General features: G+C 74.1%; 14 protein-coding genes. 4 read left to right on the forward strand and 10 right to left on the reverse strand.

The window, feature by feature from the left end:
• Window positions 1-24: 24 nt before the first annotated feature.
• The gene (locus tag EES41_RS38670; protein ID WP_123083202.1) at window positions 25-660 is read right to left on the reverse strand and encodes a bifunctional 2-polyprenyl-6-hydroxyphenol methylase/3-demethylubiquinol 3-O-methyltransferase UbiG; all 636 of its coding nucleotides are present in this window, start codon (window positions 658-660) and stop codon (window positions 25-27) included.
• 149 nt (window positions 661-809) lie between these two features.
• Between EES41_RS38670 and EES41_RS38675 the strand changes: the two genes are divergently transcribed.
• Complete coding sequence (locus EES41_RS38675) at window positions 810-1,502, forward strand: hypothetical protein (RefSeq protein WP_254211882.1); 693 nt, start codon at window positions 810-812, stop codon at window positions 1,500-1,502.
• 27 nt (window positions 1,503-1,529) lie between these two features.
• Here EES41_RS38675 and EES41_RS38680 read toward each other — a convergent pair whose 3' ends face one another.
• Window positions 1,530-2,018: a CAP domain-containing protein gene (locus EES41_RS38680; RefSeq protein ID WP_164496200.1), complete on the reverse strand. Its 489-nt coding sequence runs from the start codon at window positions 2,016-2,018 to the stop codon at window positions 1,530-1,532.
• Between the two features lie 144 nt (window positions 2,019-2,162).
• Window positions 2,163-2,480, reverse strand: a complete 318-nt coding sequence (gene cutA / locus EES41_RS38685; RefSeq protein ID WP_008741290.1) for a divalent-cation tolerance protein CutA — start codon at window positions 2,478-2,480, stop codon at window positions 2,163-2,165.
• Between the two features lie 90 nt (window positions 2,481-2,570).
• Between cutA and EES41_RS38690 the strand changes: the two genes are divergently transcribed.
• Window positions 2,571-2,948, forward strand: a complete 378-nt coding sequence (locus EES41_RS38690; RefSeq protein WP_123083205.1) for a hypothetical protein — start codon at window positions 2,571-2,573, stop codon at window positions 2,946-2,948.
• A gap of 27 nt (window positions 2,949-2,975) precedes the next feature.
• On the opposite strand, the gene EES41_RS38695 is transcribed toward EES41_RS38690, so the two are convergent.
• On the reverse strand, window positions 2,976-4,250 hold the full coding sequence (locus EES41_RS38695; protein WP_123083206.1) for an MFS transporter: 1,275 nt from the start codon (window positions 4,248-4,250) through the stop codon (window positions 2,976-2,978).
• A 164-nt stretch (window positions 4,251-4,414) separates the two neighbouring features.
• On the opposite strand from EES41_RS38695, the gene EES41_RS38700 reads away from it, so the two are divergent.
• On the forward strand, window positions 4,415-5,377 hold the full coding sequence (locus tag EES41_RS38700; RefSeq protein WP_123083207.1) for a LysR family transcriptional regulator: 963 nt from the start codon (window positions 4,415-4,417) through the stop codon (window positions 5,375-5,377).
• 23 nt (window positions 5,378-5,400) lie between these two features.
• On the opposite strand, the gene EES41_RS38705 is transcribed toward EES41_RS38700, so the two are convergent.
• Both EES41_RS38705 and EES41_RS38710 read right to left on the reverse strand, forming a co-directional pair.
• Complete coding sequence (locus EES41_RS38705) at window positions 5,401-6,399, reverse strand: linear amide C-N hydrolase (RefSeq protein ID WP_123083208.1); 999 nt, start codon at window positions 6,397-6,399, stop codon at window positions 5,401-5,403.
• Between the two features lie 75 nt (window positions 6,400-6,474).
• Window positions 6,475-7,431 carry an NAD(P)-dependent oxidoreductase gene (locus EES41_RS38710; protein ID WP_123083209.1) on the reverse strand — a complete coding sequence of 319 codons (957 nt, stop codon included), beginning with the start codon at window positions 7,429-7,431 and terminating at the stop codon, window positions 6,475-6,477.
• Between the two features lie 84 nt (window positions 7,432-7,515).
• Between EES41_RS38710 and EES41_RS38715 the strand changes: the two genes are divergently transcribed.
• Complete coding sequence (locus EES41_RS38715; protein WP_123083210.1) at window positions 7,516-7,887, forward strand: helix-turn-helix domain-containing protein; 372 nt, start codon at window positions 7,516-7,518, stop codon at window positions 7,885-7,887.
• On the opposite strand, the gene EES41_RS38720 is transcribed toward EES41_RS38715, so the two are convergent.
• The 4 genes from EES41_RS38720 to EES41_RS38735 form a co-directional block, all read right to left on the reverse strand.
• Window positions 7,876-9,015, reverse strand: a complete 1,140-nt coding sequence (locus EES41_RS38720; protein ID WP_123083424.1) for an ABC transporter substrate-binding protein — start codon at window positions 9,013-9,015, stop codon at window positions 7,876-7,878. The genes EES41_RS38715 and EES41_RS38720 overlap by 12 nt on opposite strands.
• A gap of 43 nt (window positions 9,016-9,058) precedes the next feature.
• The gene (locus EES41_RS38725; protein WP_123083211.1) at window positions 9,059-10,432 is read right to left on the reverse strand and encodes an FAD-dependent oxidoreductase; all 1,374 of its coding nucleotides are present in this window, start codon (window positions 10,430-10,432) and stop codon (window positions 9,059-9,061) included.
• A 67-nt stretch (window positions 10,433-10,499) separates the two neighbouring features.
• A complete protein-coding gene (locus EES41_RS38730; RefSeq protein ID WP_123083212.1) occupies window positions 10,500-11,006 on the reverse strand; it encodes a nuclear transport factor 2 family protein in 507 nt (168 codons plus the stop codon).
• A 237-nt stretch (window positions 11,007-11,243) separates the two neighbouring features.
• Window positions 11,244-11,939 (reverse strand): septal ring lytic transglycosylase RlpA family protein, encoded by a 696-nt coding sequence (locus EES41_RS38735; RefSeq protein WP_254211883.1) that lies wholly within the window; start codon window positions 11,937-11,939, stop codon window positions 11,244-11,246.
• Window positions 11,940-11,961: the final 22 nt, after the last annotated feature.

The raw sequence follows: 11,961 nt of genomic DNA on the forward strand, positions 1-11,961 counted from the left end.
CGGATCAGGCCGGCTCCGGCACCGTCACGCGGTTCGTCGCGTCGCGTAACAGAAGAAGTGCTCCTCCGGGCCCGCGAGGGGATCGGCGGGAACGAAGGTCGAGGTGTGGTGGTGCAGCACCTCCAGGCCCGCCTCCGTCAGCCGGCGCAGGTGCTGGTCCACGGACAGGCTGCTGACCGTGACCGGGTGGCCCATCCACTCGATGTCCAGACCGCGGATGTCCCCCGGCACCGTGGCCAGCACCAGGTACCCGCCCGGCGCGACCCACGACGCCATCCGGTCGAGGGCCGCCTCGATCTCCGGCTGGTCCATCACCAGGAGCGGGAAGAAGGAGCACACGGCGTCGAAACCGCCCGCCTCCCGCGGTACGTACGTGCGGACGTCGGCCTGCTCGAAGCGCGCGCCCGGCACCAGGGTGCGGGCCGTCTCGACCATGGCCGCCGATACGTCGATGCCGGTCACGGCGTGCCCGGCCCCGGCGAGCGCCTCGGCCGTGGGCCGGCCGGTGCCGCTGCCCACGTCCAGCACCCGGGCGCCGGCGGGCAGCCGCTCCGCGATCCAGTCCAGGGCCGCCATCTGCTCGGGCACCCGCCCGAACAGGTCCTCGTACCGCGCGCCCAGCGCGTCGAACACCTCCGCCGCGGTCTCGCGTCGCGTCATGTCCCCTCCTCTTCCCGGTTGTCGTCACGCTACCGGCGGGGCGGCGGCCCCACACCGGCGCGCGCCCGATTGTCAGTGCCGGCTGTGATGCTGGTTCCCGAACATCACGTGCGAGACCGACGGGGGATCCGATGCTTGCCGAGCGACCTGTGACCACCGAGCCCGGAGCCGGCTTCGAGGCGGGGTGGTGCGCGACCGACCTGGGCGAGCACCGGCCGTGCGAGTACACCTACGAGTACTACGCCTACGAGAGCCTGCCACCCCTGGACTCCGCCCGGTTCACCGGCGATTTCGCCTGGCTCGGGGGACCGGGTGCCGCGTCGCCGGAGCGGAGCGCGGCGCTGGCGGCGCTCGACGGCGCGCTCGCGGCCCACGGGCTGGCGCTGCCCGCGGAGTTCATCGCCTTCCAGGCGGGGGAGCGGACGCACCACGCGCTGGACGAGGTGTCGGTGACGGCCTGCTGGACGAGCGTCTCGGAACCGCTGCCCTGCCCCGGCGAGCCCGGCACCTTCCTCGTACGGTTCCTGCGGGACCAGCAGGACTGCGTCCACTGGTACCTGTGCCTGCGGCCCTCGGGCGAGACGTGCGTCGTCTGGTCCCCGGTCGACTTCGCGTACGAGTACGAGCGCGGCCGCGAGGGCGGCGCGGCGCACGGAGCGGCGGAGCTGCGGGCGGAGATCCGCTGGTGCGCGCCGGCTTTCGAGGAGTTCGCGTACCGGTTCTGGGCCGAGAACCGCATATGGCACGCGGTCCACGGCGGTGGCCCGGCGGAACTGGATCCGCCCCTGCGCGACTACCTGGGCCACTACGGCCCGACGGCCGCGAGCCCGCACACCCCGTGAGGGGTGTGCGGGGAGCGGTGGCCTCGGTCAGTCCGTGAACACCTGGACGATCCTGTCGCCGGCCACGGCGACGCCCGTCTTCGTGTAGCTGCAGTTCTTGATGTTGCCCGAGTGGACAGCGCTGGCGAGCCAGTCGTCCACGTGCTTCTTCTCGGGGACGGAGCCCCAGGCGATGTTCTCCGCTGAGGCGTTGAACGTCGCCCCGGCCTTCTTCAGGCGGTCCTGGATGGACGAACCGTCCGACCCCGTGTGGCTGGTGGTCGAGTCGTTCGCGTACTCCTGGGCCGCGGCGGTGAGCTTCGGGTCCACCGTCAGGGGCTGGCAACCAGCCGCCTTGCGGGCCTCGTTCACCAATTCGAGGATCTTGCCCGGGTCGGACGCCAGTGGCAGTACGGCCCGCGTGCCCTGTGCGGGCGGCGTGGCGACAGCCGCCGAAGCGGTGCCCACGGTGCCCAGGAGCAGCAGGAGCGAGGATGCGCAGGTGAGGGTGCTGCGTCGTATGGATCCGGAAGCCATGGAGTACCTTCCTTCTTCCGACGGAGAAGCGGAGGCCGCGGCGACGCTGCCGAACGATCTCCAACGCAAGATTCTCCGCCGAGGCCCGTCCAGCCGCATCTCGTGAGAGCGAACCCGCAGGTCAGGGACGGTATGGCGGAGCCCTCAGCGGGTGGATCGGGTGATCCAGGCCAGGTGCTCGGCCCGGCCGGCGTCGATGCCGAAGGTGAGGACCTCGGGGGAGTCGTAGGGGTGCTCGGCCACCAGGTGCTCCTCCAGGGAAACGCGCCGGTCCTGGGCGGTACGGAACGTCACCTGCCACTCGGTGCCCTCGCGGACCTCGCCGAGGTGCCGGTAGGTGGTGTCGATGGGGCCGGTCACCTGGCCCGAGGCGGCCAGGTTCGCCTCCACGGCCGAGCGCGACAGCCTCCGCGCGGCGTCCTGCGAGTCGACGGTGGTCAGCACGATCACGTGATCAGTCATGGGGGCACCGTAGCCGGGGCGGCGTCCCCCGGCCCCGGCGGCGAGTAAACCCCTGGGGACCGTCCCGCCGGGCCGCGTACGCTCGGCCACATGCCCCGCTCCTCGAAGAAGGCCCGCCGGCTCGTCGCCGACGGGCGCACCTACCTGTGGACCGTCCGCCACGGCCACCACGTGCCGGACGACGGCGGCTGCCGCAAAACCCTCACCCTGCACACCCACCCCTCGGGCACCGGCGGTCTGCTGCGCTTCGTCTTCGACGAGGGCCCCGGCCGGTACGTCTCGGGTTTCACCACGGGGTCGGGGGAGGTCGGCGCCGTCGCCGCCGGAGCCCTGAACCTGCACGAACCGGGCACCGTACGGTTCCTGCTCGACACGGCGATCGCCCGCGGCTGGGACCCCCAGGAGCGCCGGGAAGCCAAGGTCGACGGCTGGACCTTCCTTGAGGCGGCGGTCGCCGCCCGGGGCTGAGGCCGCGGCCGTCGCCCTCGGGGCCCGTCAGACACGGTTCGGCGCAGGCTCCGGCCCGGGCTCCGGCCCGGGCCCCGGCTCCGGCTCGGTGTCGCGCGCCGCCGCGCGGCGGGGGAGCAGCAGCGGGGTCGCCAGCAGGAACACGCCGGCCAGGCCGATGGCCGTACGCGGGCCGAGCAGCGCGCCGAGCACGCCCCAGACGGCCGTCAGGAGCGCGGTCCCGGCCTTGGTCGTCACCGCCCAGGCGGACAGCGTGCGGGCGACCCGGTCGGCCGGGGTGCGCTCCAGGCGGTAGGTGGCGCAGACGGGGTTGAAGACCCCGCAGCACAGGATCAGCCCGAACTCGACCCCCATCACCAGCAGCAGCCCCCCGGTGCCCGGCCCCAGGAACGCCAGGCCGACGGGCCAGAGCGCGCGCAGCGCCCCGGCCCCGACCAGGACCTCGCGCTGCCCGAACCGGGTGACGAGCGGCCGGGCCAGCCGCGAACCGAGCAGCCCGCCGATCGAGGGCACGGCGAAGGCGAGTCCGTACTGCCACGGCGCGAACCCGAGCCGGCCGAGCATCAGGACGGCCAGCAGCGGCCCGGCGGCCATCACCAGCCCGTTGAACAGGGCGGTGTTGAAGAGCAGCGGGCGCAGCGTCGCGTCGGCGAGGACGTAGCGCCACCCGTCGAGCAGGTCCCCGGCCCGCAGCCGCGCGGCCTCCCGGCGCTCGGGCCGCGGCTCCGGCCCGCCCATCGCGCGGATGCCCAGGGCCGAGAGCAGGTAGCTGACCGCGTCGGCCACCACCGTCGCCACCGGGCCGAGGAACCCGATCGCTGCGCCGCCCAGCGGCGGTCCGATGATCGTGGTCGTCCAGGCGGTGGACTCGAACCGGGCGTTCGCCACGAGCAGCTCCCCGGCCGGCAGCAGCGTCTTCAGGTACGCGCCGGAGGCGGCGCGGAAGGTGATGTCGGCCGCAGCGACGACGACCGAGACCAGCAGGAGCTGAACGAAGGTGAGCACGCCGAGCGCGAACGCGACGGGGACCGTCAGCAGCGCCGCGCACCGCACCAGGTCCATCGCGATCAGCACCGGCCGCTTGCGGCGGAACTCCACCCACGGGCCGAGCGGCACCGCCACGACCGCGCCCACCGCGGCGCCCGCGCAGGAGAGCGCGGCGACCTCGGCCGGCCCGGAGTGCAGCACCTGGATGGCGATCAGCGGAAACGCCCCGAAGGCCAGCCACGTGCCGAGCGCGCTCGTCCCGTACGCCCCCCAGAGCCACCCGAACCGCCGCCCCAGCCGGTGCCCGCCGCTCATGCCCGACGCCCCTCGCCCCTCGCCCCGCACCGTCCCGTACAACCGATGCGCTTCCGGACGCATCAAGCCGGACGCATCAAAGCAAGGCCGCACCCGGGGATCAAACAACCACGGGGCCACCGGCCACAACCAACGGTTGTGGCCGCACGCCCTAGGCTGTCGGCATGGACCTCGACACCGTGCGGACCTTCGTCGCCGCCGCCGACGCGGGGCAGTTCCAGGAGGCCGCCGCCGAGCTTGCCGTCACCCAGCAGGCCGTCTCCAAACGCATCGCCGTGCTGGAGCGCAGCCTCGGCGTGCGGCTGTTCACCCGCACCCCGCGCGGCGCCGAGCTCACCATCGACGGGCAGGCCTTCCTGCCCCACGCGCGCGAGCTGCTGCGCGTCGCCGAGCGCGCGGTCGCGTCCGTGCGCGGCGGCCGCCGGCCGCTGCGCGTCGACATCATCGCCTCGCGCGGCGCGGCGTCGGGCCTGATGCGCGCCTTCCACCGCGCGCACCCCGAGGTCGACCTCGACGTACTGACGCTGATCGACATCGAGGCGGCCGTCGCCGCCATCCGGTCCGGTGCGATCGACGCGTCCTTCCGCGCCGTCGCCGTGCCCGGACGGCCCCTTCCCGAGGACATCGAGTCCGTCCGGGTGCTCGACGAGCCGCTCCAGCTCCTCACCGGCACCGCCCACGCGCTGGCCGGTGCCGGCTCGGTGACCGTCGCCGAGCTCGTCGGGCACCGGATCTGGATGCCCGGCATCGTCCCCGGCACCGAGTGGGCCGCCTACTACGAGGACCTCGTCGCCGAGTTCGGTCTCACCATCGAGGCGACCGGCCCCAACTTCGGCTCCGACGCGCTCCTCGACACCGTCGCCGACACCCCGGCCCTGGCCACCTTCATGGGCGGGCTGACCCTCCCCCGGCTACCGCCGGGAGGCGCCGACACCGCCTGGCCCGCCGGCCGCGGGCTGCGCCGTATCCCGGTGACCGACCCGACGCCCGTCTACCCGCACTCGCTCCTGTGGCACCGCGACAACCCGCACCCGGCGCTGGCCCTGCTCCGCGCCCACCTCGCCGCCACGGCGGCCGGCCACGACGACGCCGGGACCTGGACGCCGGACTGGGTGCTTCCGCGCTGACCGCGCTGACCGCGCTGAGGCGCTCAGAACGGGGCGGGCGCTCGCGTGAACCGGTCCGAGACGTCTCCGACGAGGTCGGTCCCCTCGGGACACAGCGTCATCACGGGGGCGCCGGGCGACAGGTCGAAGCGGCCGATCTCGGCCCACAGGAGGTTCGGACTGGTGGACAGTTCGAAGAAGTACCGCTTGTTGGTGAGGTCGCAGACGGTGCGGTACTCGGTGTTGTAGGTCCGGAACCTCCCCTCGCGGTACGGCGCGCCGAAGGGCACCGAGGCGTTGCGCGTGACGGCCAGGATGCCGGCGACCGCCTGCCGGTCGTCCGCCGGCTCGGGCAGCAGCGCGCTGAAGTAGGCGGCCCGCTGGAAGCGGTCGACCGCGTTGACGTTCCCGGGCAGCGGGACCTCACTGCCGGGCTTGTCGTGGCCGAGCTCCCGCAGGGTGCGCACCTCCTCCCGCAGCAGGCGCAGCTGTTCGTCGTAGGCGGGGGCGTTCGTCATGATCGTGTGGCCGCGGTCGTGGTGCACCCGCCGTTCGCCCGCGAGGTACTCGACGATCGCGGAGTCTCCCGACGCGTCCTCCAGGGCGATGTGCACGGTGGCCGGGAAGCCGTGCAGCTCGATCGGCACCAGCTGGCAGGTGTCGAGCAGCTCCAGGGCCTCCGTCACGGTGCGGGCGCCGTCCAGCAGGTACTGGATCCACAGGCCGATCTGGACGCCCGGCGTGCCGGGGTCGCGGGGGCCGAGGTCGGTGACGTCCAGGTACAGCATGTGCGCCCCGAGGCCCGCCTCGTTGAGGCCGTCGGCCGTTCCGGCGCCGTACACCGTCGTCACGAGGCTGCCGAGTCCGCTCGTCCACCGCAGGGGGTTCTCGCCGACGACGGCGGCGCCCTTCAGCATCCCGCCGTCGCGCCGGAGCCCCCGGGGGAAGACGGTCAGGACCGGCTCGGTCGATTCCGGCCAGTCCATCGTCCGGCCGGTGAGCACGGCGCGGTCGTTGGTGTTCCACAAGATCCGCGTGCACATGGGTGATTCCCTCTCGGCGTGAGCCGCGCGCGTCAGCCCGTGGCCGAGGCGATGTACCCGCTCGGGGGCGACCCGCTACCTGCCCGGCCCCGGAAGAACCCGATCGGCCGAGGCCGGGTCCGCCCGGCGCGGGCCCCGGATGCCGTCGATGATGCGGGTCCAGTTGTCGCCGCCGTGTCCGTCCTCGATCGCGCGCCGGTAGTGGGCCCGCACGGCATGCGGGAGCGCGAGGTCGAGGCCGAGCGCGGTGCTGGTCTCGACGATGTGGTCGGCCGTCGCCCCCATCATGGTGACCGTGCTGAGGTCGCCGGGATGCTCTCCCGCGTCGAGCGCGGTGCCGGGGTGCTGTTCGCCGGCCCGCAGGATGGCGCCGATCGCGTCGGCGGAGGAGAGCAGCTCCGGCAGGGCTTCGCCGGCCTTCATTCCCGCGGTGCCCAGCATCGCGGTGGCGTGCATCAGAGCGGACAAGGTGGTCAGGAACACCGTGAGTTGGGCCTGGTACATCATCTGGGCGAGACCCGGGTCCTCCCCCAGGTACCGGGGTGTTCCGAGCAGTGCCAAGGCCGTCAGGTGGCGCTCCATCGCCTCGCCGCGGCCGCTGTAGTAGACGTGGGCCGCCTCCGTGCCGACCATCGGCGCCGGGACCATGACACCTCCGGTGAGGAAGGCGGCGCCGTGGCCCGCCGCCCAGGCGGCCGCCTCGCGCGTGCGGTCGGGGGTGTCGGAGCTCAGGTTGACCAGCGTCCGGCCGGCGAGCGATCCGGTGGCGCCGCCGAGGACGTCGTACATCGCCCGGTAGTCGGTGAGGCTGAGGATCACGAGATCGCTCGCCTCGACCGCCTCGCCGGGCGTCGCCGCGAGCGTCGCGCCGTCGGTCACGACGCCGGCGGCCCGGCCGGCGGTGCGGTTCCAGACGGTGACCGGGTGACCGGCGGCGAGGAGGGCGCGTGTCATCGCCCGGCCCATGGGGCCGAGTCCGATCACGGTGACGGCGCTGTTCTGCCTGGTGGTGGAGTTCTGGGGTGCGTTCACCCCTCCATGCTCGGAGAGCGCCGCTAGTCTCGGAAGTACCCACTATTTTCTGGGGTACTTACCTTTCAGTAAGGGGAGTCGGCAATGGCCAAGGGGCCGAGGAACGGACCGTACATCTGCGGCATCGACGCCGCGCTCGACGTGGTGAGCGGCAAGTGGAAGGGGCTGATCCTCTGGGAACTCGATGCCCACGGCGTACGCCGCTTCGCCGAGCTCCGTCGCGGTCTGCCGGGCGTGAGCGAGAAGATGCTGACGCAGCACCTGCGGGAGATGGAGGCGGACGGCCTCGTCCACCGGAAGGTCCACGCCGAGGTGCCGCCGCGCGTGGAGTACTCCCTCACGGACCACGGCCGCACGCTCAACCAGGCGCTCGGACCGCTCGGCGCCTGGGGGATCGAGCGGATGCGCCGTGAGGGCTCCGAAGCGGTGGAGGTGGCCGCGCCCTCAGTCGGCTGAGCCGCCCGAGCCCGCTCCGCCCGCGCGCAGGACGCGGAAGCGCCCGGGGGCCGCGGGATCGCGGTCGACGACCTGGATCGGCGCCCGGGCCCACTGCCACACGCTGATCCCCGGCGCGCGGGAGAACCGGATCCGCCCCCGGGTGCCCTCGACCGCGACGCGCGGCCAGGACTCGGCGGTACGTGCCCGGTCCGCGCCGCCGGAGCGCAGCGCCTCGGCGAGGACGGCGATCGTGTCGTAGCCCTCGAACGCGACGAAGGAGGGCGCCTCGCCCAGCCGCTCGCGCAGGGCCGTCTCGACGCGTGCACCGAGCGGGCCGAGGCGTTCGGGCAGGTAGCGCAGGAACGGGACGGCGGCGCCGTCGTCGCCCAGCAGCCCCGCCCATGGCGCGAACTCCGGTTGCCCGGCCGGAGCACCGATCAGGAGCCCGGCGAGGCGCTGGTCGCCCCGGACGGCCTTGACGACCGGCACCGCCGGATCCGGGTGGCCGACCAGCAGGAGGAGCGCGGTCGCGCGATGGGCGAGGAGCGCCTCGCAGACCGCCCCGGGGGTGAGCGCGCCCGTGTCGAGCGCGATGACGGTGCCGCCGCGCGGCGCGAGGTGGTCCCGCAGGATCCGGGTGCCGGACGCCCAGTAGACGCTCGACTCGGCGGCCACGGCGATCCGGCTGTGGCCGGCGCCGAGCAGGAAGTCCGCGTAGACCCGCCAGCCGTGGGACTGCGGCGGGGCGAGCCGCGCGACCCAGGGCGTCGGCTGTTCGGTGAGCGCGTCGAGCACCGCCGACGAGCAGAGGAAGGGCAGGCCGAGGGCGTCCGCCCGGGTGGCGGCGGCGCGGGCGACGACGCTGTGGTACTCGCCCGCCAGGGCGGCCACGCCCAGGCGGGCCAGCTCGTCCACGGCCGCCGCGGCCCGCTGCGGATCGGCGGCCGTGTCCCGGACCACCAGTTCGAGTGGCGTTCCGCCGATCCCGCCGGCTTCGTTGACGTCGCGCGCGGCCAGTTCGAGCCCGGCGAGCAGGTGCCGGCCCGCCTCGACCCAGCCGGGCCGGGTCAGCGGTACGAGCGCGCCGATCCGGACGGACGGCCCGTCAGCCGGCCCCGCTCCAGCCGGCGATGGCGGCGTGTTCACGGTCATGGGTGGCTCCTTCCGGACGGCGTGAGCGGGCAGCGGCTCAGCCCGGGACGAGGGCGTCCCACTGCTCCCGGGTCGGGCCGTCGTGCCGGGGCGCGAACTCCGGGTGGGCCGCCAGCCAGGCCGTGACGTGCCGCTCCACCTCGTCGGTGCCGTAGGCGTCGTCTGCGGACCGCAGGAGATGGCGTACGTGGGCCCGGGCCCGCATGACGACGGGGTCGTCGAAGGCGCAGGCGGCCAGCGCGGCGGCCCGCCGGTCCGGGGGCGGTGCGCTCTCGGCGAGGCGCTGCTCGTTGCCCCGGTCGGCCGTCACCTGCGCGTCGAACCACGGGCGCAGGGCCTGCGCCGTCCAGGCGTGGTAGCCGGCGGGGTCCGCGGCGATCTCGTCGGCATGGCCGGCGAGGTACTGGGCGGCGCGCAGGCCGAGGGCCGCGCCGTGGCCCAGGGTGGGGTTGGTGTGGATGAGGCTGTCCCCGGCGTTGACCAGGCCGGTGACGACGGGGCCCTCGTCGTCGGCGAGGGCGGTCCAGCGGTTGTCCAGGCCGGCCATCGCGAGGACGGCCGACCGCGGTTCGGGGTCCAGGCCGAGCCAGGCGGCGGTGGCGGGGAACCGGCGGGCCGCGGCCTCGAACACGACGGGGTCGGTGAGCGCGCCGCGGGTCGGATCCCCCGTGGAGAGCACCAGGTTCACCGCGAAGGTGTCGTTGTCCGACGGGAAGACGCCGGCGAGCGCGAACGGTGAGGCCGAGCCCGTCTTCACCCGACCGGGGTCTCGCGGGCCGCCGGCGCGCGGCCGGTACCAGCGGCACAGATAGGCGAGCCCCGTCCGGTGGCTGTCGACCACGGGCGGCCGGCAGCCGGCCGCGACCAGCCAGCCGGGAACCGGCGAGCGACGGCCGGCCGCGTCGACGACGAGGTCCGCCCGGAACGTCTCCCCGCCCACCCGTACGCCGGTGACCCGGGCGGGCCGGCCCGCCCGGATCGCGAGGGCGTCCACCCGGCGGCCCCGGCGCACCTCGACGGCGGGCTCCCGCCGCACGGCCGCGGCCAGGGCGGCCTCCAGCACGATGCGGCGGGTGCGCAGGGTCACCAGCTCCTCATCGCCCTCCCGGTGCGGCGGGTGCTCATCGAACCAGTCGAAGTCGTGGTACTCCCGGGCCCCGCGGGCCAGCAGGTCCGCGTAGACGTCGGGGGTTTCGGCGCGCAGCACGCTGCGTACGGGCGCGAGGAGCGAGTGGGGCTGGACGGCCTGCGGTATCCGGGGCCGCTCCCAGCGGAAGAAGTCCCGGTCCAGATCCTCTCCGGCCTGCCGCGCGTCCTGCTCGAACAACGTGACCTCGTGGCCCCGGCGCCCCAGCATGAGCGCCGCCCCCAGCCCGCTGATACCCCCACCGACCACCGCAACCCGTGCCACAAGCTCCCCTTCGCGTCGTGTTGCGGAACGAGCCTACTGGTCGGCGGACTTGGGCCGGGACCCGGGGTCAGGCGGCGGGCGGGGTCCAGTCGGCGGGCAGGCCTGACTGGGTCAGGACGGCGGCCAGGCTGTAGTGGTCCCGGTCGGAGGCGATCTGGCAGTGGTTCTCGTCGAGGTCGAGCAGCGTGGTCATGGGCACCGCGAACGGCTTCGGCGCGCCCTTGAGGTGGCCGGAGTAGACGGCCCGGACGGTGATGCGGTCGCCCTGGACACGGGTGGCGCGGACGGTGACGCGGACGTCTTCGATGAGGGTGTCGGCGCGCGCCTTCCACCCCGCGATCTCCTGGGGGCCGCGGAAGGTGACGGCCACGGCCTCGTCGGTGTAGGTGCCGTCGGCGGTGAACAGGCCGCCGAGCGCCTGGGGGTCGGTGCCGTTCCAGGCATGTGCCCAGGCGGTGACGATCCTCGGCGTGCGCCGGTCGGTGTTCTGGACGGCGTAGGTGGTGGAGGCGGTGGCGCACAGGGCCGCGGCGGCGGTCAGCACGGTCATGGCGCGGAGCGTGCGGGAGGTCATGGTGATGCCCCTTCGGATACGGATACCGGTACGGATACGGGTGCCGCCCCACCCGTGACGGTGCCGGGCGGACGCGGCGTCCACGGCATCCACACTCGCGCCGTCCGGTGTCCACTCTCCAGGCCCCACCGGGCCGGCGACTGTCCAGCACTGCCCACTCGTGTCCACCCGGAGCCACGGCGGGGACGGGCGTCCTCCCCGCCGCGGCTCCGCTGACCCTGAACCGGCTCCGGTCGCTCAGCCCACGCGTTCGATGCGGGCGCGCCGGATCAGGTTCTTTCCGGGCTCCCGCACCTTGTCGAAGGCGGCGTTGTTGAGGAGGGCGCAGCTGCCCGAGGGGCCGTTGACGGTGACCGTGGTCGCCTGGCCGTTGTCGAGGTTCGTGACCTTCAGCTTCGTGCCGACGGGGAACGTCCCGCTGGTCGCCGCGGGCGGGCCCGCCTCACCGGACAACGTGACCGTGGAGCCGGGGCACACGACCGCGCCGGTGGTCGGCGGCACTTGTACGGGCGTCCCCGCAGGCGTCCCCGCGGGCGCTCCCGCGCCCGTCCCGGCAGGCGCGCCCGGACGGGCCGGTGCGGCATTGCCACCGCCCACGCGTTCGATGCGGGCGCGCCGGATCAGGTTCTTTCCGGGCTCCCGCACCTTCTCGAAGGCGGCGTTGTTGAGGAGCGCGCAGCTGCCCGAGGGGCCGTTGACGGTGACCGTCGTCGAGCGGGCGTTGTCGAGGTTGGTCACCTTCAGCTTCGTGCCCACCGGGAAGGTCCCGCTGGTCGCCGCGGGCGGCCCCGCCTCACCCGACAACGTGACCGTCGATCCGGGACACACCACGTCCGGGACCGCCGCGTTGCCGGTCGCCATCGTGGCGGCGACCCCTCCGGTCACGAGCGTTCCCGTGACGACAGAGAGCACGAGCTTCTTCTTGAGACTCATCGTCCGTTTTCTGGACATGGGC

Source organism: Streptomyces sp. ADI95-16 (assembly GCF_003721495.1).
GTDB lineage: Bacteria > Actinomycetota > Actinomycetes > Streptomycetales > Streptomycetaceae > Streptomyces > Streptomyces goshikiensis.

Bases quoted from the DNA above. Each gene is read 5' to 3' on its own strand.
- cutA (WP_008741290.1), bottom strand. From the start codon at position 2,480: ATGACTGATCACGTGATCGTGCTGACCACCGTCGACTCGCAGGACGCC.
- EES41_RS38735 (WP_254211883.1), bottom strand. From the start codon at position 11,939: ATGAGTCTCAAGAAGAAGCTCGTGCTCTCTGTCGTCACGGGAACGCTC.
- EES41_RS38700 (WP_123083207.1), top strand. From the start codon at position 4,415: ATGGACCTCGACACCGTGCGGACCTTCGTCGCCGCCGCCGACGCGGGG.
- EES41_RS38705 (WP_123083208.1), bottom strand. From the start codon at position 6,399: ATGTGCACGCGGATCTTGTGGAACACCAACGACCGCGCCGTGCTCACC.
- EES41_RS38690 (WP_123083205.1), top strand. From the start codon at position 2,571: ATGCCCCGCTCCTCGAAGAAGGCCCGCCGGCTCGTCGCCGACGGGCGC.
- EES41_RS38695 (WP_123083206.1), bottom strand. From the start codon at position 4,250: ATGAGCGGCGGGCACCGGCTGGGGCGGCGGTTCGGGTGGCTCTGGGGG.
- EES41_RS38730 (WP_123083212.1), bottom strand. From the start codon at position 11,006: ATGACCTCCCGCACGCTCCGCGCCATGACCGTGCTGACCGCCGCCGCG.
- EES41_RS38715 (WP_123083210.1), top strand. From the start codon at position 7,516: ATGGCCAAGGGGCCGAGGAACGGACCGTACATCTGCGGCATCGACGCC.
- EES41_RS38680 (WP_164496200.1), bottom strand. From the start codon at position 2,018: ATGGCTTCCGGATCCATACGACGCAGCACCCTCACCTGCGCATCCTCG.
- EES41_RS38670 (WP_123083202.1), bottom strand. From the start codon at position 660: ATGACGCGACGCGAGACCGCGGCGGAGGTGTTCGACGCGCTGGGCGCG.